The sequence below is a fragment of the Rhizobium sp. TBD182 genome (assembly GCF_001950375.1).
GTDB classification, from domain to species: Bacteria; Pseudomonadota; Alphaproteobacteria; order Rhizobiales; family Rhizobiaceae; genus Agrobacterium; species Agrobacterium tumefaciens.
Genome location: NZ_BDLN01000001.1, coordinates 1,339,611 through 1,359,620, shown reverse-complemented (window position 1 = coordinate 1,359,620; position 20,010 = coordinate 1,339,611). Strand labels below are relative to the sequence as shown.

Here is a 20,010-nt window from a genome sequence, read left to right as displayed (position 1 = left end):
ACGGGACATTTCACGATGGATATGAACGAAATCAAGGAAATCTTTTTCCAGGAATGCGAGGAACAACTCGCGGAACTGGAATCGGGGCTTCTTAAATTGAATGACGGTGACCGTGATCCGGAAACCGTCAACGCCGTTTTCCGTGCCGTTCATTCCATCAAGGGCGGGGCGGGTGCCTTCGGTCTGGATGATCTCGTGGCCTTCGCCCACGTTTTTGAAACGACCCTCGACTGCGTTCGCTCCAACAAGCTGGAACCGACACAGGACGTCCTGAAAGTCATGCTGCGTTCCGCCGACGTGCTGGCGGACCTCACCAATGCGGCAAGAGACGGCGGCAGCGTCGACGAAAGCCGCACCCGTGGCCTCGTCAAGGAACTGGAAGCCCTGGCCAACGGCGAAACCGTCCACGCATCCGCGCCGGTGGCAGCGCCGGTTGTTGCAAAGATGCCTGAACCCGTTGCGCCAAAGCCGACGGACGATAGCGGTTTCGAGCCGATCCCGTTCTCCTTCTCGGACTTTGCCGATGAAACGACGCCGTTGATGGAGACGCCGTCTTTCCAGATAACCTTCAAGCCGCACGCATCGCTTTATTCGAAAGGCAATGAAGCAGCCCTTCTCCTGCGCGATCTCTCGCGCATCGGTGAGATGAGCGTCAATTGCGACCTGTCGGAACTGCCCTCGCTCGACAAGCTCGATCCAGAAGCGTCCTATTTCTCCTGGACGGTTTCGATCTCGACCGACAAGGGTGAAGAGGGAATCCGCAGCGTCTTCGAATTCGCCGAATGGGATTGCGATCTCGAAATCACCCCGATTCTTTCGGAAACCGCTGCGGATGCGGAAGAGCTGCCGATGATCCCGGTTCCGTTCGACCTGTCGGCTCTCGACGGTGATGCGGAAGGGGAACCGGCCGTTGTGACCGCCGGGGCGGAAGAGCCCTACGTCGCCGCAGTCGTCGAGGCTGCCGTCGCAACGACGCAGATCGCCCAGAGCGTCAACGCCGCCATCGAAAAGCGTGAGGCTGCGGCAGCGCCGGCCGCAGCGCAGGCGAATGCCAATGCCGCGGCCAATGCAAGCGCCGGCCAGACCATCCGTGTCGATCTCGACCGTGTTGACCGCCTGATCAACCTCGTCGGCGAGCTTGTCATCAATCAGGCGATGCTGTCGCAGAGCGTCATCGAAAACGATGCGAGCGGCACGTCTGCCGTCAACATGGGTCTCGACGAACTCCAGCAATTGACGCGCGAAATCCAGGACAGCGTCATGGCGATCCGTGCGCAGCCGGTGAAGCCTGTCTTCCAGCGCATGTCGCGTATCGTTCGCGAAGTTGCCGACATGATCGGCAAGCAGATCCGCCTCGTTACCGAAGGCGAGAACACGGAAGTCGACAAGACGGTCATCGACAAGCTGGCCGAACCCCTGACGCACATGATCCGCAATGCGGTGGACCACGGCATCGAAACGCCGGAAAAACGCGAAGCCGCTGGCAAGAACCCGGAAGGCACCATCAAGCTTTCGGCCAAGCACCGGTCGGGCCGCATCCTGATCGAGCTTCAGGACGATGGCGCGGGCATCAACCGCGAGCGCGTTCGCCAGAAGGCGATCGACAACGATCTCATTGCCGCCGATGCGAACCTCACGGATGAGGAGATCGACAATCTGATCTTCGCGCCGGGCTTCTCTACCGCAGACAAGATTTCCGACATTTCCGGCCGTGGTGTCGGCATGGATGTGGTCAAGCGTTCCATTCAGGCGCTTGGCGGTCGCATCAACATCTCCTCGCGCCCCGGTCTTGGCTCGACCTTCACCATGAGCCTGCCGCTGACGCTTGCGGTTCTCGACGGCATGGTGGTAACCGTGGCCGGCCAGACGCTTGTCGTTCCGTTGACGGCAATCGTGGAAACCCTGCAGCCGGAAGCGAAGAACATTCACTCCTTCGGCGCCAACCAGCGGCTGATTTCCATCCGCAACTCTTTCTGCCCGCTGGTCGATGTCGGACGCGTTCTGAACTTCCGTCCGACCCAGGCCGATCCTGTGGAAGGCGTGGCGCTTCTGGTGGAATCGGAAGGCGGCGGCCAGCGAGCCCTGATGGTCGATGCGATCCAGGGACAGCGCCAGGTCGTCATCAAGTCTTTGGAAGCCAACTATACCCATGTTCCAGGCATTGCCGCCGCCACCATTCTGGGTGACGGACGCGTTGCGCTCATTCTGGATGTCGACGCCATCGTCAGCGCTTCGCGCGGGCAGCCACTGAAACAGGAAATGTCACTCGCGGCGACGGGTTGAAGGCGGATATCCAATGGCAGCACTTAATCTCAGCGATCAGCGACAATCTCCCGATGACGTTCTTGCCAGCGGCGAATATCCGCTGACGAGACGCGATTTGTCGGAGATCGCTGCGATGATCTACGCGGATGCGGGCATCTATCTCAACGACACCAAGGCGTCGCTGGTCTATTCGCGCTTGTCCAAGCATATCCGCAATCTCGGACTGGCCGGGTTTCGGGAATATTGCGCACTGGTGTCATCGCCCGATGGAGCGGCTGCGCGCCGCGAAATGCTGTCGCACCTGACGACGAATTTCACGCGCTTCTTCCGCGAGAACCACCATTTCGAACACCTGCGCGACGAGGTCCTGCCGGGCCTCATTGCAAGGGCAAAGACCGGCGGGCGCGTCCGCATCTGGTCGGCCGCCTGTTCCGATGGGCAGGAGCCCTATTCGATTGCGCTCACCGTGCTCGCCATGTTTCCCAATGCGGCGGACTACGATTTCAAGATTCTGGCGACCGACATCGATCCGAAGATCCTGGCGCAGGCCCGTGCAGGCTTTTACGATGACAACGCGCTCGAAACCGTGTCTCCCGCCATGCGCAAGCAATGGTTCACGGAAGTTGATGCCGGCGGTCGCCGCAAGTTCCGCATCGATGACAAGGTCAAGCGCCTCATCACGTTCAATGAACTGAACCTGATGACGCAATGGCCCTTCAAGGGCAATTTCGACGTCATCTTCTGCCGCAACGTCGTCATCTATTTCGACGAGCCGACCCAGATGCGTATCTGGACGCGTTTTGCAGGCCTGCTGCCGGAAGGCGGTCATCTTTACATCGGCCATTCCGAAAGAGTGTCCGGCGACGCCAAGAACCTGTTCGACAATACCGGCATCACCACCTACCGCTACATTGGTCACACGTCCGGGAGGAAGGCATGAGCGCACTCGCACGGGTCCTCGTCGTCGATGATTCCCCCACCATGCGTGGCCTGATTTCCGCCGTCCTCAAGGCCGATCCGGAGGTTGAGGTGGTTGGGCAGGCCGGCAATGCCATGGAAGCGCGCGCCGCCATCAAGCAGCTCAATCCCGATGTCGTGACGCTCGACATCGAGATGCCGGAAATGAACGGCCTCGAGTTTCTCGAAAAGATCATGCGACTGCGGCCGATGCCGGTCATCATGGTCTCGTCGCTAACGCACCGCGGCGCGGATGCCTCGCTCGCCGCGCTTGAAATCGGTGCTTTCGACTGTGTCGGCAAGCCGGCTCCAGGCGATGCGCGCCCCTTCGGCGACTTGGCCGACAAGGTGAAGGCCGCCGCACGGTCGCAACACGCAGCTTACCGCGCGGCGCGCCCGGAACCCGTTGTCGCAGCCCAGCCGACCCCGGTCAGCGATTATCGTGCCGGCCGCAAAGTCGTCGCCATCGGCTCCTCCACCGGCGGTGTCGAGGCACTGATTGCCGTGCTCCAGAAGTTTCCGGCCAATTGTCCGCCGACGGTCATCACTCAGCACATGCCGCCGACTTTCACCAAGAGTTTCGCGGAACGGCTGAACCGCATCTGCGCACCCGTCGTGGAAGAGGCGACCGATGGCGCGCGCCTGCAGACCGGCAAGATCTACCTTGCGCCGGGCGGTGAACGCCATTTGCAGATTTCCAATCGTAACGCGCCCTGCTGCCGGCTTATCGAGCGCGATCCCGTCAACGGCCATCGCCCTTCAGTTGATGTGCTGTTCGATTCGGTCGCCGAGCTTGCCGGACGCAACGCCGTCGGCGTCATTCTCACCGGCATGGGCCGCGATGGCGCGGCCGGGCTGCTGAAAATGCGGCATGCCGGTGCGCGCACCGTCGGCCAGAACGAAAAAACATGTGTCGTCTACGGCATGCCCAGAGTGGCCTTTGAACTTGGCGCCGTTGAACTGCAATTGCCGCTGGCCTCAATCGGCGAAGAAATCCTGAAACTAACCACTGCCCGCAAAGAAGGTGCTGACTAATGTCTCTCGCAGAAAAGATCAAAGTTCTGATCGTCGACGATCAGGTGACCAGCCGGCTGCTGCTCAGCGATGCGCTGACACAGCTCGGCTTCAAGCAGATCACTGCCGCTGGCGACGGCGAGCAGGGATTGAAGATCATGGAGCAGCAGCCCCATCATCTCGTTATCTCCGACTTCAACATGCCCAAGATGGACGGCCTCGGTTTCCTGCACGCCGTGCGGGCCAACCCGACCCTCAAAAAGGCGGCCTTCATCATCCTCACCGCGCAGGGCGACCGTGCGCTGGTGCAGAAGGCAGCGCAGCTCGGCGCAAACAACGTGCTGGCCAAGCCCTTCACCATCGACAAGATGCGCGCAGCCATCGAAGCGGTTTTCGGATCGCTGAAATGATTGAAGCTGCGGCCAAGCGCGTACATATCATTCAGGGCGAGTACAAGGTTGTCAGCGATCCCGACGTGGTCATGACGACGATACTCGGTTCGTGCGTGGCCGCCTGTCTGAGAGACCCCGTTGCCGGCATTGGAGGAATGAACCACTTCCTGCTGCCGGGAACGGGCAACGTGACCGGTGGGGATGCGACGCGTTATGGCGTGCATCTTATGGAACTGCTGATCAACGGTCTTCTGAAGAAGGGCGCACGCCGCGACCGGCTGGAGGCGAAGGTTTTCGGCGGCGCAAAAACGATTGCCAGCTTCTCCAATGTCGGTGAGCAGAACGCCATCTTTGCCATGCAGTTTCTCAAGGATGAAGGCATACCGGTCATCAGCTCCTCCACGGGCGGGGATCATGGCCGCAAGATCGAGTTCTGGCCGGTTTCGGGCCGTGCACGACAGCATCCGCTGAGCGGCGCGGAAACCCAGAAGACGGTCGCCATGGAAACGCGTCCGGTGCCGGCCCCCAAGCCCGTCGCCAACGACATCGAATTTTTCTAGTCACGGAGTTTCCAATGCAGATTGCAAACAACACCGGCACCACTCCGTTCGAAGAAGCCTTGCCCGACGTTCTGATGCGCGTGGTATCGGAACTGCACGATGTCGCCTATCTGATCGAGCGCATCGAGCCGCAACTGCTGGAAGCGACAAGCGGCGAATTGTCCAGCGATGGCGTCAAGCTCTTGCAGGGCATCGACCTTGCCGTCCAGAAAACCCGCGGCCTTGCCGAGTTCATCGATACCGTCACCGGCTCCATTCCCGGTGATTGGATCGTGGATGTCTCGACCGCGCTCAGCCTCGTCAAGCTGGCAGAAATGCAAAAGGCGCTGGGCGCTGCCATGGCCATTCGCAGCCGCTGGACAAGGTCGCCGGAGACTTCGATCTGTTTTAGACAGCATTCATCTGGCGGTTCCCTTCCTTTCGCGGATTGCGGATAAAGGCAACGCTCGCGCAAGCTTCGCACCCTATTGTCATTACGGGGCCAAAAGGTCTCGGACTCTATGAATGACGGTGCGGAACAGAATGAATCTGTTAAATCAAATCCCTCAGGTCTTGAAGAATTTCGCGGCGCTGGGTCAGACACGGTTGTTGATGCTGGGCGGCGTGGGCATTTTGTCCATGGCCATTATCCTTGCAGCAGCACTTTACGTGAACCGTCCCGCTTACGAGACCCTTTATGTGGGACTTGAAAAAAGCGACCTCAACAAGATCAGCATTGCACTCGCCGAAGCGGGGCTGGACTTTCAGGTTGGAACGGATGGCGCCAGCCTCCAGGTTCCGGTCGGCCTCACCAGCAAGGCAAGGCTGCTTCTGGCCGAGCGCGGCCTGCCTGACAGTGCCAATGCCGGTTATGAGCTTTTCGACAATGTCGGTTCTCTCGGCCTGACTTCCTTCATGCAGGAAGTGACCCGGGTTCGCGCGCTTGAGGGTGAGATCAGCCGCTCCATTCAGCAGATCGACGGAATTGCGGCCGCACGCGTCCATATCGTCATGCCGGATGTCGGTAATTTCCGCCGCGGTGAGCAGAAGCCCACCGCATCGGTCATGATTCGAGCCAATGCCACCGCCGGGCGCAAGGCGTCCGCTTCCATCCGTCATCTCGTCGCCTCGGCCGTTCCCGGCCTCGAGGTCGATGACGTGACGCTGCTCGATTCCACCGGCCAGCTCCTCGCTTCCGGTGACGACGTCACCAACGCCGCCATGAACCGCTCGCTGACGCTGGCGCAGAACGTTCAGCAGGAAATCACCACCAATATCGACAAGGCGCTGGCGCCTTTCCTCGGCATGGACAATTTCCGCTCCAGCGTGACGGCGCAGCTCAATACCGACAGCCGGCAGATTCAGGAAACCGTCTACGATCCGGAATCGCGCGTCGAGCGCTCCGTCCGCACCGTTAAGGAAGACCAGAAATCCCAGGAAACGCAGCCCGATACGGCCGCGACCGTGGAACAGAACGTACCGCAGGCAGCGCCCCAAGGCGGCGCCGGCGGCCCGCAGTCTTCCGACCAGTCTGCCAAGAAGGAAGAGCAGACCAACTACGAAATCAATTCCAAAACGGTCGCCACCGTCAAGAATGGCTATACCGTCGAGAAGATTTCGGTCGCCGTGGTCGTCAACAAGGGTCGCATCGCCAAGATGGTCGGCGAACCCGTCGACCAGGCCAAGATCGACGCCTATCTTGCCGAAATGCAGAAGATCGTCACCTCGGCTGCGGGGGTTTCCTCCGATCGCGGCGATATCGTCACGCTGACGGCGATGGACTTCCTCGAAACGCAGCTGCTCGACGAAGCCGCAAGCGGGCCGGGCATCATGGAAGTGCTCAGCCGCAATTCGGCAGGCATCATCAACTCGCTCGCCTTCGTCGCTGTTGCTTTCCTCGTCGTCTGGCTCGGTGTACGCCCTCTGGTTCGTACGGTCACTGGCAACGGCGCGGCAGCAGGCCAGATCAGCCAGGAGACCGCGGGCCTCGAACTGCCGGATTTCTCTCCCGGCATGGATGCGGGTGCTGGTGGTCTCATGGAAGGGTTTGGGGCGGATTTCGGCTTCGACAGCACCGACGATCTTCTGGCGGGCGGCGACAGCGAAGGCACCTTCAACCGCCGGGTTCGCGAAGGACCCGAGCGCAGGCTCTCCCGCATGGTGGAAATCAGCGAAGAACGCGCAGCCAAGATACTTCGCAAATGGGCCGTGGAAAAAGCTGCATGATTTTGAAAAAGGCCGGGGTTATCCCGGCCTTTTGCGCATTTCCGGGTTCTTTGGTATCTTGGCGCCGCGCGCGGTCGCATTCCCGCTTTGGGACACTGTTTACAAAAAATTCAGCAACGATACAGTTTGCTGGGAATAGGCTGAGAATGCCGTTTATGGATTGGTCAGCTTTTCAGTATGTTTTTTAGGAATAGACGAACAAGGAAATACGTGGAAAGGCTGGTGTCAGGTAATGGCAAATCCCAGTCCGTTCCATAAAATGAAGTGATTCGGTCTCCGGGGGCTCACCATCCCATTTTGGTAAGCTTCTCGAATGGAATGATTCCATCCCGAGGTATAATCTCCCCAATTGGGAGCAAGAGGGCGTAGGCGATTGAAAGTCGATGTTGATATCCGCAGGCTGTCTGCCAAGCCTATGGAGGGCATGGGTAAGCCCTTGCCACGCGACCAGCTTGCCAAGAACGTCGCAGCCTCGGCCGCTGCCGGCAACGTTTCAGGCGCGCTGGATCTGCTCGTAACCTACGCCGGCGCCTCGCATTATCTGCTGGCGCGGGAGGATCTTCTCGAAGAAACCGGACTGAAATTCATCATCACATCCGACTGGCCTTTCGATCTGGTGCGCAGGCTTGGTGCCGAACTCGCCAACAGCCAGAACAGATCGAGCGAAATGGAAAAGTGCCTTTCGCTTCTGCAGCCGCGATTACTTGTTCTTCCGGACGACGTTTCTGTCCCTTTCGGCATCGACCGGCAATATTCGGCGCTTTCCTTCTGTGTGGGCCGCATTCGTCTTTCGCTTCTGCTGCTGTTTCCTGAACACTCGGTTCCTTCGCCGGACCGTCTGCGCGAAATCGCGCTTCTGACCGGCTATTGCGTCAGCTTCGGCATTGCCAGCGAAGCAAAGGCCGTGCGGGACATCGACCTCACAGAACGTGAGCTTGAGTGCCTGTTCTGGATCGCGGAAGGCAAGACAAGCGACGAAATTGCGATGATACTTGGCATTTCGCGCAATACGATCAATAATTACATTACAAGCGTGATGCGGAAAACCGCGACGAAAACCCGCTCGGAGGCAATCGCCTACGCCGTGCGCAACAACCTCGTATAGATGGTCGGGACCCATGGTACAGACGAAAGATAATGAGGGTACGAGTCAAAGCAGCGGTATGTTTTACCGCAGCCCTGTTGTGACAAGCCGGTCGGATCTGTTTCCGAAGCTGGTCGCCATGCAGAAACTGGTCGGCGCACGTAATTTCGTGGTGACGAAGGCTGCCGCCTCCGGCTTCCCCAACAAGAAGAAGCTGACCTGCGAGCTGGAGAACTGGGGCATGAATGCCGCCGAACAGAGCGCGCAGTTCATCCGCGCGGTCGGCGATATTCTTTTGGATCATATCGAGACATCGCTGCTGCCGGTCATCTGGCGTAACAAGAATGCCGGCGGTTTTGCCGATCTTCCCGACGTGCCGGCTTTGATGCGCCGGATCGAGAACGATACATTGCCCTATGCGGGACTGGCTTTGCCGGTGCGGCTCGGCACGATTGGCAACGGCTACATCGTTTTCTGTGGCAGCAACCTCGTTCTCGACAACGAGGTCGTCATCGAACAGCACATCAAATGCTGCGAGATCATGGTCGATATGCTGGCGCTGGATGAGCGCAAGGTGGCACCGTCTGAAGCGTTGAGCGAAAGGGAAATCGCCTGTCTGCAACTGGCGGGTGATGGCCGTATCAGCGAAGAAATCGCGGTGAAGCTCGGGCTTTCGGTACACACCGTCAACGCCTATCTGGGTTCAGCGACGATCAAGCTCGATTCCGTCAACCGTATCCAGGCGATCGCAAAGGCCATCCGGCTCGGCTATATCCATTGATTGGGGAGGGGGCGGGCTTTCCCGTCCCTGTAAGCCGGCAGGCGCCGGCGCGGCTTGTATAATCCACCCTAAAAGCTGCTATCGGTACTTCGCGTTTTTTTAACAGTTGCCAACTAGAACTTTTATAAGTTTGGTTTTGGGGAACTGTTTCATGCACAACCGGCTCTTTAAGTCCGTTGCGGGTAAGGTCGTCGTGCTGACGATCGGCCTGATTGCGCTCAGCGTCGCGGCAGTTGGTTTTTCGACATACATTCGCCTGAAGGACAATATCATCACCACTGCGCTGCGTGACACGCACAGCGCGATGCGCGGCATGGCGATCCTTTACGAGATGAAGGTCGGCGGCGTGGCCCTCGAAATGGTGGATGGAGAGCTCAAGAGTATCGGCCGCGCCAGCATCGGGACACTGCGCGACAATGATCTCGTCGACCGCACGGCTGCCGGTAATGGCGGCATCGCCACGGTTTTTGAAGCCAAGGCCGGCGATTATATTCGCATGACCACCAATCTGAAGAACGAAAAGGGCGAGAGAGCAGCGGGCACGAAGCTCGCCACCGACCATCCCGCTTTCGAAAAGGTTTCCAAGGGTGAGGGTTATTTCGGCGCCGCCACGCTTTTCGGCACCAATTACATGACCGGATACATGCCCGTTCTCAACAAGTCCGGAGCGACCGTCGGTATTCTTTTCGTGGGCGTTCCCATGGCCGTCTACGAAGCCCAGATTTTCGGCCTGCGCGACCTGATGCTGATCTGTGGCGCAGTTGCCATGGTCGGCGTGGGATTGCTCGCCTATTTCGTCATCCGGCGCACCCTGCAGCCTCTAGGCAAGCTTACCGATGCGGTGAAGTCCCTTTCGGACGGCAATCTCGATACGCCGATCCCCTATGCCACCAATACCAATGAATTCGGCAACATCGCCCGCGCTCTCGTGATATTCCGCGAGAATGCGCTTGAGAAACTCGCGATCGAGGGCAAAAGCGCCGAGGAACGGTCCGTGGCGGAATCGGAGCGTCACCGCAACGATGCCGAGAAGCAGGAGCTGGACGGCCAGATCGAATTCGCAGTCAGCGAGATCGCGTCCGGCCTCGGCAGGCTTTCGCGCGGTGATCTGAGCCGCACGATCGAGACACCCTTTAACGGCCGTCTGGATCGTCTGCGCACGGACTTCAACGAATCCCTTCTCAACCTGCGCGATGCGCTGGGGCAAATCCGCGAGCGCACCCTGGTCATCCAGCATAGCGGTTTTGAAATCGAGCAATCGTCGGTCGATCTGTCGAAGCGCACGGAGAATCAGGCGGCCTCGCTGGAAGAGACGGCAGCCGCTGTCGAGGAAATTACCGCAACGGTCAGATCGTCGGCCGAGCGGGCGCGCGAAGCCAACGAGGCCGTCCGCATCACCAAACAGAGCGCCGACAGTTCCGGTTCGGTCGTCAGCAATGCCGTGGACGCCATGGGTCGTATCGAAGACGCCTCGCGAAAGATCGAGCAGATCATCGAGGTCATCGATGACATCGCGTTCCAGACCAACCTTCTCGCCCTCAATGCCGGCATCGAGGCTGCGCGTGCGGGCGAGGCGGGCAAAGGTTTTGCGGTCGTGGCGCAGGAAGTGCGTGAACTTGCACAACGCTCCGCGGATGCGGCACGTGAAATCAAGCAGCTCATCAACCAGTCAACGCATGAGGTGAGCTCCGGATCGAAGCTGGTGCAGGAAGCGGGCACGGTTCTTTCAGCCATCAGCCATCAGATTGTCGCCGTCAGCCAGCATGTCGAAACCATCGCGACGGCGACGCAGGATCAGTCCTCCGCGCTCCACAACGTCAACGGGTCCGTCAACCAGATGGATCAGATGACCCAGCAGAACGCGGCGCTTGCCCAACAGTCAAGCGCAGCCAGCAGGGTGCTGTCGGGCGAAGTGGAAGCGTTGCTCGATCTGGTTCAGCGTTTTCAGATGGAGCAGGGCTCGGCGACCGGCCGGGATCGACTGAGCCGCGCGGCCTGACAGTAGAATTTTTGAAAGTCGAAGAGCTCCCGGATCGCAAGGTCCGGGAGATTTTTTATTCTGCCGCTGCGCGGGCCGTGCTGGATATCTGGTTGATATAAGCCCGCAGCGCCGCCGGTTTGACCGGCTTATGCTGGACGGAAATCCCATATTTTTCCGCATCGCTGCGCACTTCCGGGCTGCGGTCCGCCGTCACAAGCAGGGCAGGGATCGTTTTGCCGTAGAATGTCCTGATCAGGCGGATGGCGCTGATACCGTCGCCGTCGTCGAGATGATAATCGGCAATGATGACATCCGGCACCGCTGACATTGTCAGGAACGGTTCTTCGAGTGTGGCCACCGAACCTGCGGGCAACACCTCACAGCCCCATCCCGTTAGCAATAACGTCATGCCCTCGAGGATTTTCGGCTCGTTGTCGATGCAGAGTACCCTGACGCCGGCAAGCCGGTCGCTCGCCACCGGATTGGCGATCCCTCCAGTGGCCTTGGCTGGCGTCAGGCGGTCTGCCTCGCGCGGCAGGTGGATACGGAATGTCGTACCTTTTCCGGGTGTGGAAATCAGCTGTACCGGATGGTGCAGCATGCGCGAAAGCCGGTCAACAATGGAAAGACCAAGTCCGAGGCCGGAGGCCGTTTTTGCACCCTCATCCAGCCGAGCGAATTCCTTGAAAACCGTGCGGAATTTGGATGCGGGAATGCCGATGCCGGAATCCGTCACCTGAATGACGACATCGCCTCCCCGGCGGCGCGCGCCAACGATAACCTTGCCACTCAGCGTGTATTTGATGGCATTGGAGACGAGGTTTTGTATCAGCCGCCGCAACAGGTTGGGGTCAGAGCGGACGGTGAGCGAGGTAGGCATGACCACGAAATCGAGGTTCTTTTCCTGCGCCATCGGCGCGAAATCGGTTTCGATGCGTTTCAGCAGCTCGTTCAGCGGCACCGATGTCATGCGCGCTTTCATCGAACCCGTGTCGAGGCGGGAAATATCGAGCACCGCGCCGAGAATGGTCTCTACCGACTCGAGCGCCGAATCGATGTTCTGGACGAGATCGCTTTCCCCCGAGGCGCCAAGCCGCTCGACCAGCGAGGAGGAATAAAGCCGCGCGGCATTCAGCGGCTGGAGGATATCGTGGCCAGCGGCAGCGAAAAACCGTGTCTTGCCGATGTTCGCCTCGTCGGCGGATGCCCTTGCCTCCGCAAGTTCGCGGTTGACGCGGGTAAGCTCGACGGTTCGTTCCGCCACCCGCTGCTCCAGCGTTTCATTGGCCTGTTTCAGTGCCTGATCGCTCGCCACTCTCTGCGTGATATCGGTGAAGGTGGCGACGATACCCTTGTCCGGCATGGTGTCGGAGCGCACTTCGATGATGCGCTCGCCGCCGCCAAGCACCAGCGAGAAAGGCAGGTCCATGGTCAGGAAACTGGTGATCAGCTGTTCTGTGTCGCCCGGCGGCATGTCGCCGCGCTCCTGCAGCATGGAAACGATGTCCGTCAGCGGCAGCCCCACCTGCCCGAATTGTTCAGGTAGATCGAGAAGGGTGCGGAAGCGCCGGTTCCAGATCGTCAGCTGCTGCGAGCTGTCGAAAACGGCGATGCCCTGGTCCATCTGCGCCAGCGCCGTTTGCAGCATGTCCTGATTATATTGCAGCGCCTCGCTTGCCTGATCCAGCAGCCAGGCCGTGTCGGCGCTAGTGTCCTCCGCCTTCTGGAGAATGATCGAAAGCACGAGACGGGCTGAGGAGGAGCCGATGGCGCTACCTAGCAATTGTTCGGAGAAATGGATCAGCGCCATGTCGGCGGGCTGGTCGTCATTGAGCTTCCTGCCCGCCGTCTTTTCATAGGTCGCCAGTGAGCGCAGCATGCGCTCTTCACCGAGATAACGGGCAATCGCGCTTTTGAGATCGCCGACGCTGACGCGGGTTTTCCAGCCGCGCGTGGCGAATTGTGATTTCGAATGGCGCTTCACGAAGATGCCGGACTGGATGCGCTCCACCGGTCGTGGGTTGCGTGAAAGCGAGCCAAGCACGAAAGCCATGCTGTTGACGAGCAGGCTGAGGATGACCGCGTTCACAAAAGGGTCGGCCTCGGGACCGTTGAAGACCGTACTGCCAGAAAAGAGGAAGCCGAGAACGGTGGCCGCGACCTCTGAGTTATCAGGCCCGCCGAAGCTTGGCAGAAACAGCAGGTAGGCCCAGACAAAAAAGCCTGAACTCAAACCGGCAATCGCACCGCGCGCATTGGCGCGCCGCCAGAACAACCCGCCGAAAAGGGCAGGTGCCATCTGGGCGATGGCGGCAAATGCCAGGAGGCCGATGGAGGCAAGCCCGGTGGCGCTATCGGCCGCACGGTAATAGCCGTAGCCGAGAAGCATCACCGCAAAGATCGCTGTTCTGCGGATGTTGAGAAGCGTTTTGGCGAAGTTGTCCCGGTGCGGCGAACGGTTCAACAGCTTCTGCCGCAAAAAGATCGGCATGACGATGTCGTTGGAAATCATGATCGACAGCGCGACCGAGGCAACGATCACCATGGCGGTCGCCGCTGAAAATCCGCCAATGAAGGTAATCAGCGAAACGACCGGCATTTGATGCGCAAGCGGCAATTGCAGGACGTAAAGATCGGCGTTGCCATTGGCGCCGAGGGTCAAAATTCCGGCAAGCGCTATCGGCAGCACGAAGATGTTGATCGCAATCAGATAAAGCGGCAGCAGGAACCCCGCCATGCGCAGCTCTTCCGGCGTGCGATTTTCAACCACGGTGACATGGAACTGGCGCGGCAACAGGATGATCGCGAAACCGGAAAGCAGGGTCATCACGATCCAGCGGCTGATGGGCGTGTGATAGGATATGGCCCGCATGGCCCGTTCATTGCCCGACGCAAGTTCCCACAAATGCGAGGGGCCGTCGAATAGGACGAACAGAACGTAAAAGCCGACGGTGCACATGGCGACGAGCTTGACAAGCGATTCCATCGAAATTGCCAGAATAAGCCCGTCCTGGTGTTCGGTCGCGTCGGTATGCCGCGTGCCGAACATGACGGCGAAGCCCGCCATGACGATGGTGACGAGCAGCGGCAGATCGAGGAAATAGAGGTTGCCGCTGCCAATGCCGTAATCGCCGGGATCGACCATCGTCGCCACCGAACTGGAAACGGCCTTCAATTGCAGCGCGATATAGGGAATGGCGCCGACAAGCGCGATGATGGCGACAATCATCGCCACGGTGGAGTTCTTGCCGTAGCGGGCGGCAATGAAATCGGCAACCGACGTCAGCTTTTCGGTTTTGGCAAGCTCCACGATGCGGCGAATGATCGGCATGCCAATGGTGAAGGCAAGGATCGGCCCGGTATAGATGCCGAGGAATTCCAGCCCCTTGTCCGCCGCAAGCCCGACGCCGCCGAAATAGGTCCAGGAGGTGCAATAGATCGCCAAGCTAAGCGCATAGACGAACGGCCGCCCCTTTTTGGGAGCGTTTCTTTTCCGGCTGTTCCTGTCCCCATAACTTGCAACCGCAAACAGCAGCAGCACATAAGCGAAGGCCGAACCGAATATGATCCACCCAGGAAGCACGCATCCTCCCCATGCAACAATCCCTGAAAACGAGCATAGGCGAATTCCGGGCCGTTGAGAATGAGCGCGGTCTGATCATAAAGTTCAAGACTACCGTGCAAAAAGCCTAATAAATGCAATCTTGACGAATTCCAAATGGGACAGGGAATCTATATGGTTGAACCCGTAGGGACAGTCACATAGCTTCAGCTCGCGAAGCAGGAGAGGGACCATCTGATGCTTAACGAATTTAAAACCTTCATTGCCCGTGGCAATGTGATGGATCTGGCCGTGGGTGTTATTATCGGGGCGGCGTTCAGCAAGATCGTCGATTCCGTCGTCAACGACCTTATCATGCCGATCGTCGGTGCGATTTTCGGCGGGTTCGATTTTTCGAACTACTTCCTGCCACTCAGTTCCAGCGTCACCGCCAGCTCGCTTGCCGCCGCGCGCGATCAGGGCGCTGTCTTCGCTTATGGTAACTTTCTCACGGTCCTCATCAACTTCCTCATTCTCGCCTGGATCATTTTCCTGATGGTCAAAGGGGTCAACAAGCTTCGCGCTTCTGTCGACCGGAAAAAGATCGAGGAAAAGTCGGAACCGGCTCCGCCGCCGGAAGACGTCAAGCTTCTCACCGAAATCCGCGATCTGCTGAAGACGCGTTGAAGCTTAGATTGTCCCGGCGCGATATTGCTGACCATGGGTCAGCTCCCTCTCGCCGGGCATCCATCCATAAAGAAAATCCATGACTGTTGCACGGAATATCATGCATATCGCCCGTTCGATGCGATAAGAAGACACCAAACGGAGTGTCTTTAATGTCCATTTTGAACAGTCTGAGTGCGCGCTCTCTGGCGGCTCCCGAAAGCGGCATTGTCGAGGTCGTGAATTATGCCCGGGGACGGGACAATCTTCTGCCGCTTTGGGTCGGCGAAGGCGATCTGCCAAGCCCGGACTTCATCAACAAGGCGGCCATCGACGGACTCAACAATGGCGAGACCTTCTATACCTGGCAACGCGGCATTCCCGAATTGCGCCAGGCGCTCAGCAGCTACTACGAGCGTCACTTTTCAGCCTCTCTATCCGCAGATCATTTTTACGTAACAGGTTCCGGCATGCAGGCGATTGCGCTTGCGGTGCAGGCGCTGACCTCGCCGGGCGACGAGATGATCTATCTCACGCCCACCTGGCCCAATATTGTTGCCGCCATCGGCGTGGCGGGCGCAAAGGCGGTCGCAGCCGGCATCGATTTCCACGATGGTCGCTGGGATCTCGATATCGGCAAGCTGGAAAGTGCGATCACCGGTAAGACGAAGGCGCTCTTTATCAACACGCCGTCCAACCCGACCGGCTGGACCGCAACGCGAGACAATCTTCGCGATGTTCTGGCACTCGCCCGCAAGCACGACCTCTGGATCGTGGCGGATGAGATTTACGCACTTTATCACTATACTGGCACCCGTGCGCCGTCGTTCCTCGACGTGATGGAACCGGATGACAAAATCGTCTTCGCCAATTCTTTTTCGAAGAACTGGTCCATGACGGGCTGGCGTGTTGGCTGGCTTGTGGCGCCGCCGGTCATCGGCCAGGTGATCGAGAACCTTATTCAATATTCCACCTCCGGCGTGGCGCAGTTCATGCAGCGCGGCGCAGTCGCGGCTCTCGACCATGGTGACGGTTTCGTCCGCGAGAACTACGAACGCGCTCTGACATCCCGCGACATTCTCTGCGATGCGCTGATCGCGACGAACCGCGTGGAAACATTGAAGCCGGATGGCGCTCTTTATGCCTTCCTCAAGGTGGACGGCGTGACCGACAGCCGCGCCACGGCTCTGGATATCGTTGACAAGACCGGCGTCGGCCTCGCGCCGGGCACCGCCTTCGGCCAAGGCGGAGAGCTGTTTCTCCGTGCCTGCTTCCTGCGCAACCCAAAGCAGATCGAAGACGCAGCCGATCGGCTTGCGTCCTATATTCTCGGCAGATAACCGCAATCCTGCGATACCCCGCCCTGCCGCGCCGAATTTGGCCGCGGCAGGCAGATTTTCTACCAAAAGAATCATGGCGAGCCGCTAAAACTACAACCTCACGGCGTACCAATCGACGTGCGGGCTTTTCTGTGCTATGCGCCTTGTGTTCAATTTATGAGAACATTTTCATCTAATAAATAAAACACACTTCATTGCGCTAACCAATCGTAAGCCACCTTTTCATAGGGGCGAGGGATAGGTGGGGTATTTGCTGTGCAAGTAATCAATGATGAAGAATTATTGGCTTTGATGGACGTAACAAAAGCAAACAGGGAAGTAATGTCATGGCTGTTCTGGTCACCGGTGGGGCCGGTTATATAGGAAGCCACATGGTGTGGGCTTTGCTCGACGCCGGTGAAGACGTCGTTGTTGTCGACCGTCTTTCGACGGGATCACGTTGGGCGGTCGCGCCAGCGGCGCGTTTCTATCTCGGCGACGTCGCCGATCGCGACTTGCTCGGCCAGATTTTCGAACACAACCAGATCGAGACCATTTTCCACTTCGCTGGCTCCGTCAGCGTCCCTGAATCGATCAGCCAGCCGCTGGAATATTACGAAAACAATACCGGCACGACCCGCGCCCTTGTTGCGGCGGCAGTCGGTCATGGTATCCGCAATTTCATCTTCTCTTCAACTGCCGCGGTCTATGGGAACCAACCCTTTGATGGCCCGGTGCCGGAAACGGCAGTTCTCAGCCCGGAAAATCCCTACGGCCTGTCGAAACTCGCCTCAGAAATCATGTTGCGCGATGTCGTGCAGGCGCATGATTTCAACTATGTGGCGCTGCGTTATTTCAATGTTGCCGGCGCCGACCCGAAGGGCCGTGCCGGGCCGTCCCCCACGGGTGTGGCGAACCTCATCAAGGTAGCGTGCGAAGCGGCAACCGGCCGGCGCGACAAGGTTGAGGTTTACGGAACCGATTATCCGACCGCTGACGGCACCGGCGTTCGCGACTATATCCATGTCAGCGATCTGATCGACGCGCATATGCTCGCCATGGCGCATCTGCGTGCTGGTGGCGGCACACGAACGCTCAATTGCGGTTATGGCGTCGGCTATTCGGTACTGGACGTGCTGCATGCCGTGCAGCGGGAATCTGGAAACGATTTCCCGGTTATCCACTGTCCCCGCCGCGCCGGCGACATTGCCACGATGGTTGCGGATTCGAGCCGCATCCAGTCGGAACTCGGATGGTCGCCGCGTTTCAATGATCTCACAACCATCGTTCGCACGGCCCTTCAGTGGGAGGCCAAACGTCAAGCCCAGCGAAGCGACAGGATTCTGCCTGGGCGGCATAAACTGGCAGCGATAGGCTGAGCGGCCGTTGGTTTTCGGGATGCGGTTCTACCTGACGGAAAAATAGAGGACCGGTCGATCCGAAAGAGTGGCAGCGGGAAGCCATTTCTCGCTGTCGAAATAGCTGCGCGTGAGCTTCAGTCCCGGCAATTGTTCCGTTGCCAGCAAAATCAGGTTCAGCCGATGTGGCGCAGACGGCTCCGGCTTTAGGGAGACCGAAATACCGAAATGCTCTGCCTGATAGGGTTGCAGCCTGCGTGCCGGCTCAAGCATGCTGGCAAGGTCGGCCCAGCGGGTCTGCTCGATGATCATCGCCAACGCGTCCTCAAGCTTCGTCAGGATAACGGCAGCGTCAGGTGTCTGCGGCGCAACCACTTTCATCCTGATAGAGCGAACCTCGTCGGATGCCTCGCCTCTGATGTCGAGAAAAAGCGATGCACGTTCCGACGCGTTCGCCGTGTCCCCGACCACAAGATCGGCCATGCATTCGAAATTGCGGATCTTCACCGGGCTTGCGTGCCAGCCTTGCGGGTTGGAAAAGCCCGCCGCGGTAAAGCGGTCGCAGAGGTCCTTGCCGGACAGAACGAAGTCGCGGGCAAAGGATGCCCTGTCGCCGCCTTGCTCGAATTTCAGCAGATGCGGCGGTAGATTGAGCTTTTGGGCGGTAACCTTTTGCCGCTTGACGGGCTTCATCCGGGCTGGCTGCTCGGCGGAGCGTGTGGCAGGCGCAAGGTCGAGATAGCTCAGCAGGCTTTTGAGATGTTTCTTGTCATTGGCAAGCAGCACCGTTGCCAATATGGCAAGACAAACTGCCAGCACTGCAAACAGCAGCGCGCCAGGCCTTACTCTTTTTTGCAGGCTTGCGTCCATCGGGGAACCCTAATGGCTGCCGGGGGAGGGGCGTCAACCGGTTTTTGATATGGCTTTCGGGCTGTCGGCAACCCGGTGAATATACTGCGAGCTGAAGGTCATTAAAAATATTCTGTATTTCACCGCCGGATTTTCCGGCGGCGCAACGTTATTCGGAGGAATTTTTGAACGAGTCCTGCTCGTCCGCGCTGCTTTCGTCGTCGGCGACAGGAATGGCGTAGGAACCGTTCAGCCAGCGGGCGAGATCGAGCGAGCGGCAGCGATCCGAACAGAACGGATAGTCTTCCCGTGTCGAGGGCCGCCCGCACTCCGGACATGGCTTCGTTTTCCGAAGCGGCGTAACATTTCCCGCACCTTCAGGAGATGATTTTGTCATGGTCTATCCTTCGAGCCAGCCCGACGTCACCTCGAATCCTTCACCGGAAAGAAGCGACATGGTCTCATACAGCGGCAGGCCGACGACATTGGTGTAGGAGCCGGTCAGTTTCTGCACGAATGAGCCGGCAATGCCCTGGATACCATAGGCCCCGGCTTTGCCGCGCCATTGCCCGGAGGCGATATAGGCGTCGATCTCGCGCGTGGTAAGGCGTTTGAAACGCACCTTGGTTTCCACAACCTTCTGACGGATTTTGCCGCCGGGCGTCACAAGGCAGATGCCGGTATAGACCCAATGGCTGCGCCCCGAGAGAAGATGCAGCGCTGCGGAAGCCTCCTCGGTATATTCCGCCTTGCCGACAATGCGGCGACCCACGGCCACCACGGTGTCGGAGCCGAGAACATAGGCGTCTTTCCACGTCTGCTCGCTCTTAAGCGCCGCATGCGCAGCCTCGGCCTTCTGTAGCGACAGGCGACGGCACAGCGTGCGCGGATGCTCAAGCTTTACGGGCGTTTCGTCGATATCCATCGGCATCAGACGTGCCGGCTCGATGCCGATCTGATGCAACAGTTCCAGACGCCGCGGCGAACCGGATGCCAGAACGAGCTTTTGTTTTGAGTTGGTCATTGCGCTGCCCGGGC

General features: G+C 58.9%; 16 protein-coding genes and 1 pseudogene. 13 read left to right on the top strand and 4 right to left on the bottom strand.

Annotated features, from left to right (window positions below):
- Positions 1 to 15 precede the first annotated feature (15 nt).
- The 10 genes and pseudogenes from T18_RS06830 (at position 16) to T18_RS06785 (ending at position 11,257) form a co-directional block, all read left to right on the top strand.
- On the top strand, positions 16 to 2,283 hold the full coding sequence (locus T18_RS06830; RefSeq protein ID WP_025592437.1) for a chemotaxis protein CheA: 2,268 nt from the start codon (positions 16 to 18) through the stop codon (positions 2,281 to 2,283).
- Positions 2,284 to 2,296: 13 nt separating this feature from the next.
- Positions 2,297 to 3,205, top strand: a complete 909-nt coding sequence (gene cheR, locus T18_RS06825) for a protein-glutamate O-methyltransferase CheR (protein WP_038489797.1) — start codon at positions 2,297 to 2,299, stop codon at positions 3,203 to 3,205.
- On the top strand, positions 3,202 to 4,257 hold the full coding sequence (gene cheB, locus T18_RS06820; protein ID WP_013635453.1) for a protein-glutamate O-methylesterase CheB: 1,056 nt from the start codon (positions 3,202 to 3,204) through the stop codon (positions 4,255 to 4,257). The genes cheR and cheB overlap by 4 nt, the downstream gene beginning before the upstream one ends.
- The gene (gene cheY2, locus T18_RS06815; RefSeq protein WP_003515008.1) at positions 4,257 to 4,646 is read left to right on the top strand and encodes a chemotaxis response regulator CheY2; all 390 of its coding nucleotides are present in this window, start codon (positions 4,257 to 4,259) and stop codon (positions 4,644 to 4,646) included. The genes cheB and cheY2 overlap by 1 nt, the downstream gene beginning before the upstream one ends.
- A complete protein-coding gene (gene cheD / locus T18_RS06810) occupies positions 4,643 to 5,188 on the top strand; it encodes a chemoreceptor glutamine deamidase CheD (protein ID WP_003515010.1) in 546 nt (181 codons plus the stop codon). The genes cheY2 and cheD overlap by 4 nt, the downstream gene beginning before the upstream one ends.
- Positions 5,189 to 5,202: 14 nt before the next feature.
- Positions 5,203 to 5,579, top strand: a pseudogene (locus tag T18_RS06805) (hypothetical protein).
- A 131-nt stretch (positions 5,580 to 5,710) separates the two neighbouring features.
- Positions 5,711 to 7,393: a flagellar basal-body MS-ring/collar protein FliF gene (fliF, locus tag T18_RS06800; protein WP_003515013.1), complete on the top strand. Its 1,683-nt coding sequence runs from the start codon at positions 5,711 to 5,713 to the stop codon at positions 7,391 to 7,393.
- Between the two features lie 373 nt (positions 7,394 to 7,766).
- A complete protein-coding gene (gene visN / locus T18_RS06795; protein WP_003515014.1) occupies positions 7,767 to 8,498 on the top strand; it encodes a transcriptional regulator VisN in 732 nt (243 codons plus the stop codon).
- 58 nt (positions 8,499 to 8,556) lie between these two features.
- On the top strand, positions 8,557 to 9,258 hold the full coding sequence (visR, locus tag T18_RS06790) for a transcriptional regulator VisR (RefSeq protein ID WP_003515015.1): 702 nt from the start codon (positions 8,557 to 8,559) through the stop codon (positions 9,256 to 9,258).
- A 151-nt stretch (positions 9,259 to 9,409) separates the two neighbouring features.
- Positions 9,410 to 11,257 (top strand): methyl-accepting chemotaxis protein, encoded by a 1,848-nt coding sequence (locus tag T18_RS06785; protein WP_038489802.1) that lies wholly within the window; start codon positions 9,410 to 9,412, stop codon positions 11,255 to 11,257.
- Between the two features lie 55 nt (positions 11,258 to 11,312).
- Here the strand turns inward: T18_RS06785 and T18_RS06780 are convergent, their stop codons facing one another.
- Positions 11,313 to 14,822, bottom strand: a complete 3,510-nt coding sequence (locus tag T18_RS06780) for a hybrid sensor histidine kinase/response regulator (protein WP_038489804.1) — start codon at positions 14,820 to 14,822, stop codon at positions 11,313 to 11,315.
- Between the two features lie 216 nt (positions 14,823 to 15,038).
- On the opposite strand from T18_RS06780, the gene mscL reads away from it, so the two are divergent.
- From mscL to galE, 3 genes are all read left to right on the top strand, one after another.
- Entirely contained in the window at positions 15,039 to 15,467 is a 429-nt protein-coding gene (mscL, locus tag T18_RS06775; protein WP_003515034.1) for a large conductance mechanosensitive channel protein MscL, read from the top strand.
- Between the two features lie 152 nt (positions 15,468 to 15,619).
- Complete coding sequence (locus T18_RS06770; RefSeq protein ID WP_019564317.1) at positions 15,620 to 16,786, top strand: pyridoxal phosphate-dependent aminotransferase; 1,167 nt, start codon at positions 15,620 to 15,622, stop codon at positions 16,784 to 16,786.
- A 326-nt stretch (positions 16,787 to 17,112) separates the two neighbouring features.
- Positions 17,113 to 18,144: a UDP-glucose 4-epimerase GalE gene (gene galE, locus T18_RS06765; protein ID WP_003515036.1), complete on the top strand. Its 1,032-nt coding sequence runs from the start codon at positions 17,113 to 17,115 to the stop codon at positions 18,142 to 18,144.
- A gap of 27 nt (positions 18,145 to 18,171) precedes the next feature.
- Here galE and T18_RS06760 read toward each other — a convergent pair whose 3' ends face one another.
- From T18_RS06760 to T18_RS06750, 3 genes are all read right to left on the bottom strand, one after another.
- Complete coding sequence (locus T18_RS06760) at positions 18,172 to 18,993, bottom strand: DUF6030 family protein (RefSeq protein WP_038489808.1); 822 nt, start codon at positions 18,991 to 18,993, stop codon at positions 18,172 to 18,174.
- 148 nt (positions 18,994 to 19,141) lie between these two features.
- Complete coding sequence (gene yacG, locus T18_RS06755) at positions 19,142 to 19,369, bottom strand: DNA gyrase inhibitor YacG (protein ID WP_013635461.1); 228 nt, start codon at positions 19,367 to 19,369, stop codon at positions 19,142 to 19,144.
- Positions 19,370 to 19,372: 3 nt separating this feature from the next.
- Entirely contained in the window at positions 19,373 to 19,996 is a 624-nt protein-coding gene (locus tag T18_RS06750; RefSeq protein ID WP_003515050.1) for a Maf-like protein, read from the bottom strand.
- Between the last annotated feature and the right edge of the window lie 14 nt (positions 19,997 to 20,010).

Bases quoted from the DNA above. Each gene is read 5' to 3' on its own strand.
- T18_RS06830 (WP_025592437.1), top strand. From the start codon at position 16: ATGGATATGAACGAAATCAAGGAAATCTTTTTCCAGGAATGCGAGGAA.
- cheR (WP_038489797.1), top strand. From the start codon at position 2,297: ATGGCAGCACTTAATCTCAGCGATCAGCGACAATCTCCCGATGACGTT.
- cheB (WP_013635453.1), top strand. From the start codon at position 3,202: ATGAGCGCACTCGCACGGGTCCTCGTCGTCGATGATTCCCCCACCATG.
- cheY2 (WP_003515008.1), top strand. From the start codon at position 4,257: ATGTCTCTCGCAGAAAAGATCAAAGTTCTGATCGTCGACGATCAGGTG.
- cheD (WP_003515010.1), top strand. From the start codon at position 4,643: ATGATTGAAGCTGCGGCCAAGCGCGTACATATCATTCAGGGCGAGTAC.
- fliF (WP_003515013.1), top strand. From the start codon at position 5,711: ATGAATCTGTTAAATCAAATCCCTCAGGTCTTGAAGAATTTCGCGGCG.
- visR (WP_003515015.1), top strand. From the start codon at position 8,557: ATGTTTTACCGCAGCCCTGTTGTGACAAGCCGGTCGGATCTGTTTCCG.
- T18_RS06785 (WP_038489802.1), top strand. From the start codon at position 9,410: ATGCACAACCGGCTCTTTAAGTCCGTTGCGGGTAAGGTCGTCGTGCTG.
- mscL (WP_003515034.1), top strand. From the start codon at position 15,039: ATGCTTAACGAATTTAAAACCTTCATTGCCCGTGGCAATGTGATGGAT.
- T18_RS06770 (WP_019564317.1), top strand. From the start codon at position 15,620: ATGTCCATTTTGAACAGTCTGAGTGCGCGCTCTCTGGCGGCTCCCGAA.
- galE (WP_003515036.1), top strand. From the start codon at position 17,113: ATGGCTGTTCTGGTCACCGGTGGGGCCGGTTATATAGGAAGCCACATG.
- T18_RS06760 (WP_038489808.1), bottom strand. From the start codon at position 18,993: ATGGACGCAAGCCTGCAAAAAAGAGTAAGGCCTGGCGCGCTGCTGTTT.
- yacG (WP_013635461.1), bottom strand. From the start codon at position 19,369: ATGACAAAATCATCTCCTGAAGGTGCGGGAAATGTTACGCCGCTTCGG.
- T18_RS06750 (WP_003515050.1), bottom strand. From the start codon at position 19,996: ATGACCAACTCAAAACAAAAGCTCGTTCTGGCATCCGGTTCGCCGCGG.